This is a genomic window from Streptomyces sp. NPDC012637 (assembly GCF_042954805.1).
In the GTDB taxonomy this organism is placed as follows: Bacteria; Actinomycetota; Actinomycetes; order Streptomycetales; family Streptomycetaceae; genus Streptomyces.
In genome coordinates, this window is the sequence record NZ_JBIBDS010000007.1 from 51,948 (window position 1) to 69,417 (window position 17,470).

At 74.4% G+C, this 17,470-nt stretch carries 10 protein-coding genes; 5 read left to right on the forward strand and 5 right to left on the reverse strand.

The genetic code is table 11. The features are described from left to right. Positions 1–17: 17 nt before the first annotated feature. The 3 genes from ACFY8W_RS26140 to ACFY8W_RS26150 all read right to left on the reverse strand — a co-directional run bounded on the left by ACFY8W_RS26140 (position 18) and on the right by ACFY8W_RS26150 (position 5,277). Complete coding sequence (locus ACFY8W_RS26140) at positions 18–2,243, reverse strand: NADP-dependent isocitrate dehydrogenase (protein ID WP_391109821.1); 2,226 nt, start codon at positions 2,241–2,243, stop codon at positions 18–20. 51 nt (positions 2,244–2,294) lie between these two features. Continuing rightward, positions 2,295–3,329 (reverse strand): phosphatase PAP2 family protein, encoded by a 1,035-nt coding sequence (locus ACFY8W_RS26145; RefSeq protein WP_391109823.1) that lies wholly within the window; start codon positions 3,327–3,329, stop codon positions 2,295–2,297. 121 nt (positions 3,330–3,450) lie between these two features. Beyond that, positions 3,451–5,277, reverse strand: coding sequence for a glycoside hydrolase family 15 protein (locus ACFY8W_RS26150; RefSeq protein ID WP_391109826.1), 1,827 nt, complete (start codon positions 5,275–5,277; stop codon positions 3,451–3,453). Positions 5,278–5,531: 254 nt separating this feature from the next. Here ACFY8W_RS26150 and ACFY8W_RS26155 point away from each other — a divergent pair, with 254 nt between their 5' ends. The 5 genes from ACFY8W_RS26155 to ACFY8W_RS26175 all read left to right on the forward strand — a co-directional run bounded on the left by ACFY8W_RS26155 (position 5,532) and on the right by ACFY8W_RS26175 (position 11,993). Further along, positions 5,532–6,272: a glycosyltransferase gene (locus ACFY8W_RS26155; RefSeq protein WP_391109829.1), complete on the forward strand. Its 741-nt coding sequence runs from the start codon at positions 5,532–5,534 to the stop codon at positions 6,270–6,272. Between the two features lie 711 nt (positions 6,273–6,983). Continuing rightward, on the forward strand, positions 6,984–7,745 hold the full coding sequence (locus tag ACFY8W_RS26160) for a glycosyltransferase (RefSeq protein WP_391109831.1): 762 nt from the start codon (positions 6,984–6,986) through the stop codon (positions 7,743–7,745). 360 nt (positions 7,746–8,105) lie between these two features. Beyond that, positions 8,106–9,989, forward strand: coding sequence for a glycosyltransferase (locus ACFY8W_RS26165; protein ID WP_391109833.1), 1,884 nt, complete (start codon positions 8,106–8,108; stop codon positions 9,987–9,989). Further along, entirely contained in the window at positions 9,971–10,813 is an 843-nt protein-coding gene (locus tag ACFY8W_RS26170) for a PIG-L family deacetylase (RefSeq protein WP_391109836.1), read from the forward strand. The genes ACFY8W_RS26165 and ACFY8W_RS26170 overlap by 19 nt, the downstream gene beginning before the upstream one ends. A 73-nt stretch (positions 10,814–10,886) precedes the next feature. Next, positions 10,887–11,993, forward strand: a complete 1,107-nt coding sequence (locus ACFY8W_RS26175; RefSeq protein ID WP_391109838.1) for a glycosyltransferase — start codon at positions 10,887–10,889, stop codon at positions 11,991–11,993. 96 nt (positions 11,994–12,089) lie between these two features. Here the strand turns inward: ACFY8W_RS26175 and ACFY8W_RS26180 are convergent, their stop codons facing one another. Both ACFY8W_RS26180 and ACFY8W_RS26185 read right to left on the reverse strand, forming a co-directional pair. Next, positions 12,090–12,845, reverse strand: a complete 756-nt coding sequence (locus ACFY8W_RS26180; protein ID WP_391109841.1) for a class I SAM-dependent methyltransferase — start codon at positions 12,843–12,845, stop codon at positions 12,090–12,092. Then, positions 12,842–17,356, reverse strand: a complete 4,515-nt coding sequence (locus ACFY8W_RS26185) for an aminotransferase class I/II-fold pyridoxal phosphate-dependent enzyme (protein WP_391109844.1) — start codon at positions 17,354–17,356, stop codon at positions 12,842–12,844. The genes ACFY8W_RS26180 and ACFY8W_RS26185 overlap by 4 nt, the downstream gene beginning before the upstream one ends. Positions 17,357–17,470: the final 114 nt, after the last annotated feature.

Below are 17,470 nucleotides of genomic sequence, written 5' to 3' on the forward strand. Positions count from 1 at the left end.
CGCTGGTCCGCCCGGGATCAGGCGAGCGAGGCGACGGCCGCGTTGAAGGTGGCGGACGGGCGCATCACGGCCGCGGCCTTGGCCGGGTCGGGCTGGTAGTAGCCGCCGATCTCGGCCGGGGAGCCCTGGACGGCGACCAGCTCGTCGACGATCTTCTGCTCGTTGGCGGCGAGCGTCTCGGCGAGCGGGGCGAAGGCCTTGGCCAGGTCCGCGTCGTCGGTCTGCGCGGCCAGCTCCTGGGCCCAGTAGAGGGCCAGGTAGAAGTGGCTGCCGCGGTTGTCGATGCCGCCGACGCGACGGGTCGGCGACTTGTCCTCGTTGAGGAAGGTGCCGGTGGCGCGGTCGAGGGTGTCGGCCAGGACCTGGGCGCGGGCGTTGCCCGTGGTGGTGGCCAGGTGCTCGAAGGAGGCGGCCAGCGCGAAGAACTCGCCGAGCGAGTCCCAGCGCAGGTAGTTCTCCTTGACCAGCTGCTGGACGTGCTTCGGGGCGGAGCCGCCGGCGCCGGTCTCGAAGAGGCCGCCACCCGCCATCAGCGGGACGACGGAGAGCATCTTGGCGCTGGTGCCCAGCTCCAGGATCGGGAAGAGGTCGGTCAGGTAGTCGCGCAGGACGTTACCGGTGACCGAGATGGTGTCCTCGCCGCGGCGGATGCGCTCCAGGGAGAACTTGGTCGCCTCGACCGGGGACAGGATCTTGATCTCCAGACCCTCGGTGTCGTGCTGCGGCAGGTACTCGTTGACCTTGGCGATCAGCTGGGCGTCGTGGGCGCGGTTCTCGTCCAGCCAGAAGACGGCCGGGGCGCCGGTGGCGCGGGCGCGGGTGACGGCGAGCTTGACCCAGTCCTGGATCGGGAGGTCCTTGGTCTGGCAGGAGCGGAAGATGTCGCCCTCGGCGACCTCCTGCTCCAGGACCACGTTGCCGGCGGGGTCGACGAGGCGGACGGTGCCGGCCGCGGCGATCTCGAAGGTCTTGTCGTGGGAGCCGTACTCCTCGGCCTTCTGCGCCATGAGGCCGACGTTCGGGACGGAGCCCATGGTGGCCGGGTCGAAGGCGCCGTGGGCACGGCAGTCCTCGATGACGGCCTGGTAGACGCCGGAGTAGGAGTGGTCCGGGAGGACGGCGAGGGTGTCGGCCTCCTGGCCGTCCGGGCCCCACATGTGGCCGGAGGTGCGGATCATGGCCGGCATGGAGGCGTCGACGATGACGTCGGACGGCACGTGCAGGTTGGTGATGCCCTTGTCGGAGTCGACCATGGCGAGGGCCGGGCCCTCGGCGAGCTCGGCGTCGAAGGAGGCCTTGATCTCGTCGCCGAGACCGTTCGGGATGGTGTCCAGGCCCTTGAGGATGGTGCCGAGGCCGTCGTTCGGGGACAGACCCGCGCCGGCGAGGACCTCGCCGTACTTGGCGAAGGTCTGCGGGAAGAAGGCGCGCACGACGTGGCCGAAGATGATCGGGTCGGAGACCTTCATCATCGTGGCCTTGAGGTGCACGGAGAACAGGACGCCCTCGGCCTTGGCGCGGGCGACCTGCTCGGCCAGGAAGGTGTTGAGGGCGGCGGCGCGCATGACGGAGGCGTCGAGGACCTCGCCGGCGATGACCTTGAGCGGCGAACGCAGCTCGGTGACGGTGCCGTCGGCGGCGACGTGCTCGAAGCGGAGGGTGGTGTCCTCGGCGATGACGGTCGACTTCTCGGTGGACGCGAAGTCGTCCTCACCCATGGTGGCGACGTTGGTCTTGGACTCCGGGGTCCAGGCGCCCATGCGGTGGGGGTGGGTCTTGGCGTAGTTCTTCACGGCGCCCGGGGCGCGGCGGTCGGAGTTGCCCTCGCGCAGGACCGGGTTGACGGCCGAGCCCTTGACCTTGTCGTAGCGGGCGCGGACGTCCTTGTCCTCGTCGGTCTTCGGGTCGTCCGGGTAGTCCGGGAGCGCGTAGCCCTGGGCCTGGAGCTCGGCGATCGCGGCCTTCAGCTGCGGGATCGATGCCGAGATGTTCGGCAGCTTGATGATGTTGGCCTCGGGCGTCTTGGCCAGCTCGCCGAGCTCGGCGAGGGCGTCGGCGATGCGCTGGCCCTCCTCGAGACGCTCGGGGAAGGAGGCGATGATGCGCCCGGCCAGGGAGATGTCACGCGTCTCGACGTTGACGCCGGCGGTCGAGGCGTAGGCCTGGATCACGGGCAGGAACGAGTAGGTCGCCAGGGCGGGCGCCTCGTCAGTGTGCGTGTAGATGATGGTCGAGTCAGTCACCGGGTGTGCTCCGCTCCACGTCTGCGTCTGCGTCTGCAAGATTGCTCGACATCAAGATATCTCGTGATCGGGCTCCTCGGGAAAGGGGTCCTCGGGAACGGGATGGCTGATCCGGTACGGGGCGGAGCCCGGGTCGAGGTCGACGCGGCGGAGCAGGCCGAGCAGGGCGAGCGCGACGGCGGCGCCGGTACCCGCGGCGAGGGCCTGGCCGCAGCGGTGGGCGATCCGGGGCAGCTCGGCGGGGAGCGGCCCGGTGCCGGGCAGGCAGTCGCCGAGGAGGAGACCGCCTGCGGCGAGCCCGCCGATCGCCAGGAGGGCCAGCGGGACGGTGCCGAGGAGCCGCTGGAGCGAGAGCCCGCGACGCGGCGCGGGGCGGACCTTGCCCTTGCGGGCGAGGAGGGAGACCGCAGCGGCGAAGACGGCGAGGACCAGCAGGTCGGCGGCGATGACGTCGCCGGGCCGGTGGTGACCGGTGGCGACGGAGTACGCACCGAGAGCGACCGCCCACAGGGCGCCGAGGCCCACGACCAGGGCGCGCAGCCGGTGCGGCACGACCAGCAGGAGGCCGAGGGCGGTGCCGAGGGAGAGGACGGCGGGGCTGCTGGGGAAGCCGCTCTCGACGGCGACGCCGTCGGCGGCGACGAAGCGGGGTCCCGGGGCGTAGCGCTGGAGGAGCTCGGCGGCGGCCAGGGCGGCGGCAGTGGTGCCGAGGGCGAGGGCCAGATGCCGGTACCGCTTGCGCAGCACGCCGACGGCGACGAGCAGCAGGACGGCGAGGGCGAGCGAGACGGTGCCGGAGCCCTGGAGCGAGGGGTGCTCGCTCAGGAAGCGGGCGACGGCCGGATCGGTGAGCCGTCCGGCGACGGCGGCGTTTCCCCAGCGCCGGCCGGTCGCGGTGAGCACGAGTCCGGCGTAGGCGAGGGTGAGCAGGAGGATCGCGGCGAGGCAGGCGCGCCGCATGCGTATGCGGATCCGGGCGCTGAACGATCCGGCGGCCTCACCGGCGACGGCGGCGTACCACCAGGTGTCACCGGCGGCGATGCTCCGCGGGGAGCCGCCGGCACGGGGCCTGTCGAAGGGTGCCATGCCTCGATTCGACCCCGGCCGGGCCGTCGTCGCCCGCTGGAGGCACCCGAACGACGCAGGTCAGCGATGGGCTCGGGGACGAGCGGGCGGGCGCCGGCCCTGACACCCGGCGCTCGGCGTGTCACGCCATGGCGGGGCGGCGCGCCGGAGCGCGTTCGCGGCGGCGGGTTCCGTGGAGGGTGAAGGCGGTGTTGACGAGTGCGACGTGGCTCAGGGCCTGCGGCATGTTGCCGAGCTGGCGGCCGGTCGCCGGGTCCCATTCCTCCGCGAGCAGTCCGACGTCGTTGCGGACGTCGAGGACGCGCTCGAAGACGGTGCGGGCCTCGGCCGGGCGGCCCGTGAGGGCGAGGGCGTCGGCGTACCAGAACGTGCAGGCGACGAAGGCTCCTTCCGCGCCGTCCAGGCCGTCGACCTCGTGCACCTCGCCGTCGGACACCTCGTCGTAGCGGCGCAGGAAGCCCCGGTCGGTCAGGCTCGCCATGGCGTGGACGGTGCCGAGGACCCGGGGGTCGTCGGCGGGCAGGAAGCCGAGGCGCGGGATGAGCAGGGAGGTCGCGTCGACCCGGCGGCTTCCGTAGAACTGGGTGAAGGACCGGCGCTCCTCGCTCCAGCCGAACCGGCAGACCTCGGCGCGCAGTTCGGCGCGCAGTGCCTGCCAGCGGCGGACGGAGCCGCGCTGGCCCGCGACCCGGGCGAGCCGGAGCGCACGGTCGGCGGCGACCCAGGCCATCACCTTGGAGTGGACGAACTGGCGTCGTGGGCCCCGGACTTCCCAGATGCCCTCGTCGGGTTCGCGCCAGCACCTGCCGACGTATTCGAGGAGGCCGGCCATCAGGTTCCAGACGTGCTCGTCGAGCGCGACACCGGCCCGGACCGCCGAGTAGATGGTGCTGAGTACCTCGCCGTAGATGTCTAGCTGGAACTGGTCGACGGCCGCGTTCCCGATTCTGACGGGGCGTGAGTTCTCGTATCCGGGGAGCCAGTCGGCGTCGGTCTCGGGCAGCCTGCGCTGGCCGGCGATGCCGTACAGCGGCTGGAGGTCGGCCGGCGCGCCGGCGGCCGCACGCACCAGCCAGTCCGTCCAGGCCAGGGCCTCCCTGCGGTAGCCGCTGCGCAGCAGGCAGGAGAGCGTGAAGGTGGAGTCGCGCAACCAGCAGAAGCGGTAGTCCCAGTTGCGCCGGCCGCCGATGCACTCGGGCAGCGAGGCGGTGGCGGCGGCGATGACACCGCCGGTGGGCTCGTAGGTGAGGGCCTTGAGGGTGATGAGGGAGCGGAGCACGGCGTCACGTGCGGGGCCCTCGTAACGGAGCGTGGAAGCCCAGTCGTTCCAGAACGCGAGTGTGCGGTCGAGGGCGGCCGGGACGTCGGGGGCGGGCGGCGCGGGCGCGTGCGAGGGGTGCCAGCCGAGGACGAAGGTGACCCGCTGGCCCGCGGTGACCGGGAAGGCGAAGCGGGTGCCGTCGCGGGTGACCACGGGCTCCCCCGCGCCCGGTCCGCAGTGCAGCCGGGTCGCGTCGGGCCCGGCGACGGAGGCGACGGTGCGCCGGTCCAGGGCGTACGACCAGGGCACGACGCTGCCGTGGTCGAAGCGGACGCGCAACTCGCCCCGCATGTCGACGCGTCCGGCGATCCCCTCGACCACCCGCACGATCCTCGGACCCCGTTGACGGGGCGGCATGAAGTCGGTGACGCGTACGGCGCCGTCGACGGACTCCCACACGGTGTCGAGGACGAGGGTGTCGCCGCGGTAACTCCGGCGGCTGCACGTCCGGTTGCCCGCAGGGGCGAGGCTCCAGTGGCCGTGGCCGCCGTCGCCGAGGAGGGCGGCGAAGCAGGCGGGCGAGTCGAACCGTGGGGCGCACCACCAGTCGACCGAACCGTCCCGCCCGACGAGAGCGGCGGTCTCCAGGTCGCCGATGAGGGCGTAGTCCTCGATTCGCCCTGCCATGTCGGGATTCTAATCCCCGGATTCCCCGCCCGCCGGACGAGCGGCGGCGCGGCTCTCCTCGCGGAGGAAATGCATTCACCGCCCTCCGCATATCCTTCCCCCGCGCCGCACCACGCGCGGGCCCTGGCCGCCGGTACCGCCTTCCGGGCCGTCGGCGGTTCCTTGACCGGGCGCCGCGGCCGCCGGATCCTGAGAAGCGTCCACGGAATTCCGGAGGGCGACCGATGTGTGCCACGAACAGGGAACCGCACCCCATGCGCCGCGCCACGGACGGGCTTCCTCCCCCGGGCACGCGCACCGTGAGCCTGGTGGTCGCGCTCCGGCCCGGTGACCGCGCCCCGGACTGGATCCTCGCCCAGCTGCCGCCCGCCGTCCGGGAAGTCGTGCTGGTCGGCGGCGACGCGAAGGCCACGGGACCGGCCCCGGACGGCGTCACGGTGCGCCGGCTCGGCCCGTGGGACTGCGCGGCCGGGGACGTCCCGCACGCCGGTCTCCTCGCCGCCACCGGCGACCAGCTGGTCCTCATGGGCGCCGACGGCAGCATGTCGCCGCGCGAGATCCCGCACTACCTGCACTACCTGGAAAACGGCTTCGGCTTCGTCAAGGGATCGCGGTTCATCGCGGGCGGCGACTTCTCCGAGTACCCGCTGCTCCGGCGGATCGGCCACGGCACTCTGCTGCGGGTCGCCCGGCAGTTGTACGGCCAGCACCTGACCGATCTCTGGTACGGGTTCTGCGCCTTCCGCCGGGAATTCCTCGGCCTGCTCGACCTGCGGCCGGACGGTGTGGAACTCGGCGCGGAACTCGTCACCCACGCCCTGCACTACGGGCTGCGCGTCGCCGAGGTGCCGAGCCTCGAACTCCCCCGCCACCACGGCCCGGCGCACCCGCGCACCGCCCGTGACGGTTCCCGCATCCTCGCCACCCTGCTCCGCGAACGCCCGCACCACGCCCTGCTGCGGATCCGGCCCGCCCTGCGCATCAGGGCGGGTTGAACCCGACCGGGACGCCGAGGACGACCCGGGGTCGACCGCCGGCGGGAGACGCCAGCGGTTGACGGGAGACATACCGGGTGCTAAGCGTGGAAGACAGTGCATTGCACGCGGCAACGCACGGCAGACCCTCGGCAGGGTCGGTTGTCGGAAGAGGTACGTCATGACCTCCCACACCTTCAGCCGAGCGCCGGTGGCACCCGCTCCGCATCCCTTGCGCCGGGTGACCGACTGGCCGTGCGCCGAGGCCCGCCGCCGCTCGCCGTGCGAACGCACTTCCCGCCACGGCCCGGCCGCGGCCGCCGTGCGGTCCGGGCAGCCGGCCCACCCCGCCCGGCGTGCCTCCGACCGTGTGCGCGACGCGGCCCGGCTCTGCCGCCGCACCGAGACCCAACGGCCCCGCTCGGCCCCCCGCCGTCGACGCTCCCGCGCCGCCCGCAACCGCACCGCGGGCGCCCGCCGCCGCTCGGCGAGCCCGGCCGGCCCACCAGAGGCCGGAGGACACGAGGGCGCGCACCGGCCCCCGGCACGGCCCGGGGCCCGTACCGATGAGCATCACAGCACCCCGCCCCGGCGCACCCGTGCGCCTGTGAGCACCCGTGTGCCCGAGGGCACGCGCGTCACCGCCCCGGCGCTCGTCCGCGCCCCGGCCCCGGCCCCCCGTCACCCCGCGCGACCCGCGCGCCGCGCCTTGCCCGGAGGAGGCGAGGCGCGATGACCGCCGTCCCCGCGCACGCCCGGCCGCCCCGCTCGCTCACCCGTCCCGAGGTCGAGTTCGAGCTGATCGTCCCGGCCTTCGACGAGCGCGAAGGGCTGCCGGCGACCGTCGCCGCCACACTGCGCTTCCTGGCCCGCCGTCCCTGGTCCTCCGCCGTGGTCGTCGTCGACGACGGCGTGGACGCCGCCCCGGACTGCCTGGACCGGTTCGCCGCCTCCGCCCTGGGCCGCGCCGTGGGCCTGCACGTGCTCGGCTGCGGCGACCGCGGCAAGGCGGCCGCCGTGCGGTGGGGCATCGAGACCTCGTCCGCCCGCTTCGTCGGCTTCGGCGGCGCCGGCAACACCACGCCCGTCGAGATCCTCGACCCGGTGATGGAACTGCTGCGCGCCGGCCACGGCGCGGTGATCGCCTCCCGGCACGTGCCCGGCGCCCGTCCGGCCGTGGAGCGGGGCGCGTCGCGCCGGGGCGGCGGCACCACGTTCCGCGGGCCCGCCCCCCTGACGCTGCCGGAGATCGCGGTCACCCAGTGCGGGTTCACGTGCTTCCCCGGGCCCCTCGTCCGGGAGATCGTGCGCGACTGCCGCATCGACGGCTCCGCCTCCGACGTCGGACTCCTCGCCCACGTCGTGAAGGCCGGGCACGACGTCGTGGCGGTGCCGGCCGGGTGGACGGGCCCGGAGGGCCCGACGCCCGCGGCGCGCCGTGACGGACCGCGTTCCATGGCCGGTCTCCTGCGCGTCGCGCCGGCCGGGTGGTGACCGTGACCGCGCCGGCCCTCGCCCCGCCGGCCCCCGCCGCCGGTCCACGCCGTGGGAGTCCGCCCACAGCCGTGTCGTGCGTCGGGTCACGGTGGTGCCGGCCGTCCGCCTGTTCGCGCGAGCCCCTCCTGGCGGAACCGGCCACGGGCCGCCGATCCGGCCGGACCGCGGCCACTTCCGGAACGTCAGTCTCCGTCCAGGCCCCGGCGTCGTCACGGAGACCGCCCGTGGGGGCCGGGCCGTCGGCGGGGAGCGGGCGCTCGTCACCACGCTCCCCGCGACGGCGCGGCCCGGCCGCGGGAGGCCCGTACCGCCGCGGGTGCCGCTCGTGGCGACCAAGCGCGTGAGGAGGCGGGAGCCATGACCAGGTTCGTTTCCGGCCTGCCTCCGGACCCGCCCCCCGCCGTGCCACCGGACGGGGCTGCGGCCGGCGGCACGGCCGGTGCGCCGGGCGGCGGGCCGGGCGCTCCGCTGCTCGTCGCCGTCTCCGGGCCGGACCGCACCGGGACGTCCTGGCTCGTGCGCGCCCTCGCCGTGCTGCTGCGGCAGCGGGGCTTCGCCGTGGCGACCGTCCGTGGCCACGGCTGTGCGATCTGCCGGAGGTTCCCGGTTCCCCCACGGGTGAGGGACGAGGGGGAACCGGGCGGGCCGGGCCGGCGGGACCGACATCCCGAGCGCCGGGGATCATGGTCCCGCCGAGCCCACGCGTACGTGGACGTCGGCGACCTGAACGTGCGGATCCTCGCCGCCCGGCTCTTCGTGCGGGCCGTCGCCGGAGGCCGCACGGCGGTCGTGCTGACCGACCAGGGCCCGCTGGACGGGCTGGTGAGGTTCGGCCTCCCGCCCGGCCGCGGCGCCGCCCGCCGTTTCGCGGCGACCGCCGGGCGCTACGACCTCACGCTGCTCCCGGAGACCCTGCCGGGGCTCGACGGGAAGGGGTCCGCCGGCCCGCCCCCCGCCTGGTGGGCCCGGCACCGCGGCTGGGCCGCCCGGCTGCCCCGGACCGTCCGGCTCGACGGGGCGGACGCGCCCACGGCCGTCGCGGAAGCGGCCCTGGAACAGGTCCTCCGCCGCGTGCCGCCCGAGCCCGCGGATCCGGGCACGCGCAAGCGCGTCGCGGTGTCCATCTACGAGGACGCGGAGAACTCCGACCACCGCGGCGGCGGCGCGCTCGTGGTCGACAGGATGGCCCGCAGGCTCGCAGAGCACTACGAGGTCACCGTGGTGACGGCCGGGCGCAGCGGCGGCAGCGTGCTCCGCCACGGCGTCCGTTACGTCCGCCTCCCCGTGGGCCGGGCGGGGCCGCGCGCGGGGCGGCTGCTGTTCCAGGTGCTGCTGCCCCTCGTGGCGCGCCGGGTCCCGCACGACGTGTGGCTGGAGAGCTTCACGCCGCCGTTCTCGACGAGCTTCCTGCCCCTGGTGTCCCGCGCGCCCGTGGTCGGCATCGACCAGGACTGCGGCGCCGAGGCGCTGTGGCGCCGCTACCACGTGCCGTTCTTCCTGGTGGAGCGGATCGGGCTGCGCTGTTACCGGCACATCGTGGTGATGAACGAGGCGGACGGCTCGGCGGTGCGGCGGCTCAGTCCGCACGCCGACGTGCAGGTGATCGCCAGCGGGGTGGAGCCGCGACAGCTCGACGACGCCCGGCTCGGCAGCGGCGACTTCATCCTGTTCCTCGGTCCGATAGACACCTGGAGCACGGGCCTCGACCTGCTGCTCGACGCCTACGAGACCGCGCGGCCGCCGATGGAGCTGGTGCTCGCGGGCGCCGGCACCCCGGCCGAGGAGCGCAGGCTGGGACACCTCCTGGCGGGGCGCGACCTGACGGTGCGCGTGCTGGGCTACGCGGACGAGGACCTCAAGCGGCGGCTGCTGCGCGACAGCGCGTTCCTGGTGCTGCCCTCGCGGCACGAGACCTTCGGCCTGGTCGCGCTGGAGGCCATGTCGTACGGCAAGCCCGTGCTGCACTTCGACCTGCCGGCGCTGCGCTGGATGCGCGGCGGCGGCGACGTGACCGTACCGCCGTTCGACACGACGGCGTTCGGGGAGCGGATGCGGGCCCTCGCGACGGACCCGGCACTGCGCGGGCGGCTCGGGCGGCAGGCCGGTCTCGCCGCCCAGCACTACACGTGGGACGAGATGACGGACCGCTATCTGGCGCTGACCCGCCGGCTCGTGGAGGGCCCCCGGGGGGCGCGGCGGCCCAGGAAGGACCGGAGAGCACGATGGCAGACGATCCGCTGACCACGATGTCCGCGCTGACCGGATCCGGCGAGATGCTCGTGCTCTCGCCGCATCCCGACGACGCCGTGCTGTCCTGCGGCGCGCTGCTGGGGCAGCTGCCTGGGCGGCTGTCCGAGCGCGGCACGGTGACGGTGATGACCGTGTTCACGGAGGGCGCTCCGCCGCCGTACACGCTGTCGGCGCGCCGGTTCCTGCGGCAGACGGGGGCGGTGGACGCCGAGGAGCTGTACGCGGAGCGGCGCACCGAGGACAGCGCCGTGCTCGCCAGGCTGGGTGTCGGGCGCCGCCACGCCGGGTTCGTGGACGGACTGTTCCGCCTCGATCCGACCCGGGGTCGCTGGCGCCGCCGGGCGGCCGGACTGGTGCCCGAACTCGCCCATGTGTACCCGACCAACCGGTTGCACCTGTCGCGCGGCCGGGTCTCGGCGCGGGACTCCGAGACGGTGCGCCGGGTCACCGACACCGTGCGCGACCTGCTGCCGCAGGGCCAGGGCGTGCTGCTCGCGCCGCTCGGGGTCGGCGGGCACGCCGACCACGTCCTGGTGCGCACGGCCGCCGTGCTGAGCGGCCTGCCGGCCGTGTACTACAGCGACTTCCCGTACAACCTGGATGCGGCGCCCGACCCGGCGTTCACCGGCCCGCTCGCCGCGACCGAGGCGTCCCTCGACAGCGGGCTCGACGAGAAGGCCGAGCTGATCCGCGGCTACCGGACGCAGGTCGACACGCTGTTCCCGGACGGGGTGATCCCCCGCGTCCCCGAGGTCTACCTGCTGCCGGCCGGCGTCCGCGACGCGAGGGCCCGGCCGGCCGGAGGGCCGCCATGACCGTCTCCACCGCCCCGTCCGCGCCCCCGGCCGCACCGGCGCCCGGGCCGCCGCCGAGCCCGGACGGACCGTGATGAGCACCCTCCCGCGCCGACCGCGTGTCCTGCTCCTGACCAGCAGCCCGCTGGACGCGGCGGACGGGGCCGGCGTGCGGCTCGCGTCGGACGTGCTCGGTGCGCTGCCCGACGTGGAGTTCAGCTGGTTCACACAGTGGCCGCGCCGGCGCGGCCGGCCGCCGCCGCGCACGTACGGCGGCGGGCACACGGTGCGGATGCTGTCCCGGGACGGCGTGCCGGGCGTACCCGAGCGCGCGCAGTCGGCGCTGGCCGGTGCGGTGTGCGCGCGCCGCTGCGACCTGGTGCACGCGTTCCTGACGATCGGCCGGGCCTTCCCGGTGTTCTCGTGGCTGCGTCCGCTGCTGCTCGGAGCCCGCCCGGTCGTGCACACGGTGCCCGGGGTGACGGACCCGGGGCTGCTGCCGCGGACCCGGCCCCTGGGCACCACCGTCGCCCTTTCCGAGTCGATGGCCCGGCGGCTGCGGGCGGCGGACTTCGGCGACGTGCGGGTGATCCCGCCGATGATCCCGCTGGAACACTGGCCGTCCCGGCCCCGGCCGGGAGGCCTGCCCCTGGTGCTGTACGCGGGGCGCCACGGCCCGACGGGCGGCGCGGAGACGGCGATCGAAGCGGCGGCGGAGGCCGTGCGGGCCGGCGCCGAGTTCAGGCTCGTCCTCGCGGTGCGCGGCCGGCCGGGCCAGGACCTGCACTCCCTGGAGGAGGGGCTGCGCGAGCGGGCCGGTGCGGCCGGGCTGCGCGACGTCGAGGTGCGCGGCTACGTGGCGGACATGCCGGAGCTGATCGCCTCGGCACACGTGCTGCTGTTCCCGCCGACCGCGATCGGCGGCGGGTCGGACATCCCGCTGACGGTGCTCCAGGCGCTGGCCACCGGACGGCCGGTGATCCTCAGCGACCTGCCGCAGTTCGCCGACTTCGGCAACGCGGTGCTGCGGGCGCCCGCGGGCGACGCCCGGCGTACCGGGCAGCAGTTGCTGTGGCTGCTCGACCAGCCGCGGTCCTGGGACGTGCTCGCCGAGCGGGGCCGGACGGCGGTGGAGGAGCACTTCGGTCCCGAGCGCTTCGCCGCGCGCTACGCGACGCTGTACCGGGAGCTGCTGTCGTGACGTCACGGGGCATGGCGTCCCGGGTGCCATGACCGCGCAGGTTCCGTGACCCCACAGCCGTCGTGACGTCACTGGTGTCATGACGTCACGTGCGTCTCACGGCGCGGGGCGTTCGGCGGTCAGCAGGAGGACGCCGGTGTCGCCGTACTCGGGCAGGGTGCGGTCCTTGGCGAGGCGGGAGACGGTGAGGGCCACGGTGAGGGGGGCGAAGACCGTGTGGAGCGCGGACTCGTCGACCGGGCAGGCCGGCCAGACCGGCCCCCCGCCGATGCGGTAGCTGGGCATGCGCTCCATGAACGCGGCGACGAGCCGGCCGCCGGGCCGTACGGCCCGGACGAAGGCCGCGCACAGCGCGGTGAACTCGCCGTAGTCCTCGGTGACGCTCTCGGCGACGAAGTTCATCGAGGCCGCGTCGTAACGTCCGTCGGGCAGGCCGGAGGCGTCGCCCGGGAGCACGTGCACCCGGGTCAGGGCCTCGCCGAGGGTGGCGGGAAGAGCGGGGTCGAGGGCCTTGCACAGGGTGTAGAAGGGCTCCCAGCTCTCCTCGGGGCCGTGGGTCAGCTGCCGTCGCAGATAGGCGAGGTTGGCGGCGCCGGGTTCGAGGGCGTCGACGTGCCGGCTGGCACCGGCGGCGAGCATCAGCGGGTAGAGGTTGGGTCCCGCGCCGAGTTCGAGGGTGCGGGACAGGCCTCCGGGCGGGAACTGCCGGTAGAAGGCGGAGTGGTGGTGGATGACGCCGCGGTCGCAGGGGTGCATCCGCCGGTAGTTCTCGGCCAGGTACTCGGCCACGGGCCAGGCGTTCCAGTCCGCGTCGCGGTTCCGGCGCACCGCCGCCCGGCCCGCGGTGGTCACCGGGACTCCGCGGGCGGGCCGGCCGCGACGGCACCGGACCGGTCGGCGGGACGCCGCTGGAGCGCGAAGCGCCGGGACAGGCCGGTGAGCGTGTCGTTGAGCTGCTCGATCTCCTCGTCGGTGTTGGCGGCGGTGATCTGGATGCGGAAGCCGACCCGGTTGCGCGGGACGAGCGGGTAGCCGGCGAGGGTCACGTAGACGCCCCGGTCCCACAGGTACGCGGCGACCGCTTCCAGGTCGGCGGCGTCGCCGAGCGGGACCTCGACGATGGGCAGGCCGTCGGTGTTGGGCGTCGCGATGCCCAGTGCGCGGACGTGGTCGAGGACGCGGGCGGTCTTGGCGTGCAGGGCGGCGCGGACGGCGTCGCCGCGCCGCTCGTTGACCTCGAGCCCGGCGAGGGCGGTGGCGAGCGAGGCGGTCGGCGAGGGGCCGGAGTACAGGTAGGGCGCGGCGGCCACCTTGAGGTGCTCCTTGAGCCGGCGCGGCACGGCGAGGAAGGCGAGGAGCGAGGAGTAGGCCTTGGAGAAGCCGCCGACCAGGACGATTCCGTCGTAGGTCTCGCCGAGGTGCCGGACGAGGCTGTTGCCGCGCGAGCCGTACGGGCTGCTCTCCGTCGGGCCGCGTTCGCCGATGACGCCGAAGCCGTGCGCGTCGTCGACGTACAGCAGGGCTCCGTTGCGGCGGCAGATCCGGGCGATGGCCCGCAGGTCGGGATAGTTGCCGGTCATGCTGTTGACGCCGTCCATGCAGACGAGCCGGGCGGCGCCCACCGGCGCCTCGCGCAGCATCGTGTCGAGCTCCCAGGGCCGCTCGGCGCGGAAGCGGCGCAGCTGGGCGCCCTGGCCGCGGGCGACGACACAGCCGTCGTAGACGGTGCGGTGGGCCTGGGCCTCGACGAAGACGTGGCCGGCGGCGGCGAGCAGCGGGATGACCGACTGGTGGATGAGGGTGATGGTCGGCAGCAGGAGGGTGTCGGGGGCGCCGAGGAGTTCGGTGAGGCGTTCCTCGATGTGCGGGTAGAGCCGGGGGCTGCCGATGAGCCGGGACCAGCTGGGGTGGGTGCCCCAGGTGCGGACCTCGGGCTCGATCGCGGCCATGATCTCCGGGTCGAGGTCGAAGCCCAGGTAGTTGCAGGAGGCGAAGTCGACCAGCCAGTGGTCGCCGACGCGCAGCCTGCGGCCGTCGATCTGGTCGATGACGGCGTCGCACATGGGGCTGGCGCGCTTGAGCCGTTCCAGGTCGCGCCAGCGCACGTCGTGCCGGGCGCTCCAGGACGACAGGGCGCGTGACGCGGCGCCGGCGGCCGGGGCGGGCGCGGCGGTGCCGCTGCCGCGGGCGGTGCGCGCGGTCCTGACCGTGCGCGCGGCGCGGTCGGGCCGGGCGGGGGCGCGGTGCAGGAAGGTCTCGGCCTGGTGCGCGGTCATCGGCCGGGCGAAGAGGTAGCCCTGCCCGTAGCGGCAGCCCATGTCGGCGAGGAGGGCGCGCTGGTCCTCGTTCTCGATCCCCTCGGCGACGACCTGGAGGCCGAGGACCTCGGCGATGCGGACGATGCCCTCCACGAGGGCCACCTGCTGGCGGTCGGTGGTGATGTCGTCGATGAACGACTTGTCGACCTTGACGATGTCGATGGGAAACTCGCGCAGATAGCTCAGCGAGGAGAACCCGGTGCCGAAGTCGTCGATGGCGATGGACACCCCGAGTTCCTTCAGCGACCGCATCGTGGAGCCGATCTGCTCGTCGCCGCGCATGAGCACGGACTCGGTCAGTTCCAGGACCAGGGACCCGGGCGCGAGCCCGGAGGAGCGCAGGGTGCGCCGGACGACGTCGAGGAGACCGGGGTCGCGGAACTGGCGGGCGGAGACGTTGACGCTGGCGTACAGCGACGGCGAACGGGGATGGGCGCGCTGCCAGCGGGCGATGTCGCGGGCCGCGCGGTCGAGCACCCAGGCGCCGAGCGGCATGATGTGGCCGCTCTCCTCGGCGAGGGAGATGAACTGGTCGGGCGGGACCATGCCGCGGCGGGCGTGGGGCCAGCGGATCAGCGCCTCGAACCCGCTCAGGCTGGTGTCGTCGACCTGGACGATGGGCTGGTAGCGCAGGGCGAAGGCCTGGTCGGCGATGGCGGTGTCCATACCGGCCTGGAGTTCGTGGCGGGCGACGAGCCGCGAGTGCAGCTCGGGCCGGAAGCGTCTCCACCGCTTCTTGCCGGCGGCCTTCGCCGCGTACAGCGCGAGGTCGGCGTGGCCGAGGAGCTCCTCGGCGTGGGCGCTGTCCAGGACGGTGGCGACGCCGACGCTGGTCGACACGGAGACGGCGCCGTCGGTGAGGTGGAACGGCTGGCTGAGGGTGTGCACGATCTCGGCGGCGAGGGCCTCGGCGTCGCCGGGCTCCCGGGCGCCCTCGATGAGCACGGCGAACTCGTCGCCGCCGAGCCGGGCGGCGGTGTCGGTGAGCCGGAGCACGGAGCTCAGCCGGCGGGCGACGGCGACCAGGAGTTCGTCGCCGACGGAGTGGCCCATGGTGTCGTTCACGACCTTGAAGTCGTCGAGGTCGACGAAGAGCATGCAGGTGAGGGTGGACTCGCGGCGGCCGCGCAGCAGGGCCCGCTCGATCCGTTCGAGCAGCAGCACCCGGTTGGGCAGTCCGGTGAGCGAGTCGTGGAAGGCGCGGTGGGTGAGCTCCCGCTCCAGTTTGCGCTGTTCGGTGACGTCCCTGAGAGTCAGGACCAGGCCGTGGACGGTCTGTTCGGCGCGCAGGTTGCTGCACCGGACCTCGACCTCCGTGTCGGCGGCGCCGCCGTGCAGCAGCTTCCAGTCGTCGCGGGCGTCGACGTTGCCGCGGGAGCGCACGTCGGCGAGGATCCGCAGGGCGCTCGCGGCGTCGCCGGGCGCGAGGAGCTCGACGAGCGGGGTGCCGGGCAGCAGGCTGTGGCCGAACATGGTCTCCGCCGAAGGGCTGGCGTAGCGGACGGTGTCGTCGTCGTCGACGATGAGGATGACGTCCGAGGTGTTGTGGACCAGGGTGCGGAAGTAGGCCTCGCTGGTGCGGCGGCTCACCTCCTCGCTCAGTCCGAAGCGCTCCAGGGCGAGCGCGGCCTGGGAGGCGAGGGACTGGGCGGGTCCGGCGATCTCGGCGAGCTTCTTCTCGGTCCCGGCCAGCAGCAGCGCTCCGAGCAGCGGCTCTCCGGCGGCGGGCGCCCGCAGGGCCAGCGGGCAGAGCAGGGCGTGGGTCGCGGGGGGGACGGCGGAGGCGAGCGCGGGATCCAGACTGCCGGCCGGCAGGAGCCGGCCGCCGCCCTCGAGGAGCTCCGGCCAGGGCGTGCCGTGGGGGCCGCCGGTGACTTCGGTGCCCTGGATGCTCCAGGGCTGCCGTCCGGTGGGCACGGCGGCCAGCCGGCCACGACGGTCGCGGGTGAGCAGCATCGTGTGGTGCTCGGTTCCGGAGCGGAAGAGGGTGGCGGCGGCGGCCTCGACGGCGGCGGCGACCTCGCGAGGGCTCAGCGCGGCGACGAGGGAGGCGGCGGCGACCCGGAGGCTGCGTTCCCGGGCCTCCGCCTTGCGGTGGTCGGCCATGATGCGCCACAGGCGCAGCAGGACCAGCAGGAACATGAGCGCCGAGAAGATCGCGATGACTCCGGTGTCGCGGTCGGGCTCCCCGCGCAGCGACTGCAGGAGCAGCAGGGCGGGTGCGATGAGGGAGGCCGCGGCGAGCAGCAGCAGGCGGCGTTCGGCGATCCTGGGCGCCGGTTCGGGTGCGAGTTCGGTGAGGCCGGTCATCGAGGGGTGGAGGGCGGCCAGGCCCCAGGCGGTGAAGAAGACGACCCAGCCGAGGTCCCACGCGGTGCCCACCCGCCAGGTGCCGTCCAGCTGCATGACGACGTACGCGACGTCGGAGAAGAGGATGCCGCAGGTGCCGAGGGTGAGGAGCTGGACGGCGCGGGAGCGCAGGCCGCCGGGGACGAGCAGGCGGGCCAGCATGGCCAGCATCAGGACGTCGCCCAGCGGATAGGCGATGGAGATCACCCGCTCCGTCCAGGTCATGTCGGGGGAGTTGGCGAGCGGCGTGATCAGGTAGACCCAGGAGAGCAGGGCCAGGCCGGAGGTGAGGATGAGGGCGTCGAGAGCCACGCCGAGGTCGCGGCCGGCCGCCCGGCGGCGGATGAATCCGTACAGGCCGAGGGCGAAGAGCGGATAGGTGGCGAGGTAGAGGGCGTCCGCGACGGACGGGAACGGGCGGTCCTGGTGGAAGAAGTTCTCCAGGACGTTGTACGCGGTGTCGCCGGCGACGAAGGTGAGGTTGGCGGCGGCGAGCACGAACCAGGGCCAGCGGCGGGCGGGGCGGTGCAGGCGGACGCCGGTGAGGATGGCGGCGACGCCGCTGAGTCCGATGAGCGCCCAGAGGGCGGTGTGCCGGGAGGGGACCTGGAGGTAGGCGACGGTCACGGCGGCCACGAACAGCACGTAGAGGACGGTCCACCGGCGCAGTGGCCCGGACAGCTGTCGCAGCGGCATCGTGGACGCCCCCTCCGACGTACGCGGCTATCAGTCCAGTCTTGCGGCTACGGCGGGGCACCGCACCCGTAGGACCGGACGGCCCCGGCCGTGGGCCGGGGCCGTGACGGGCCG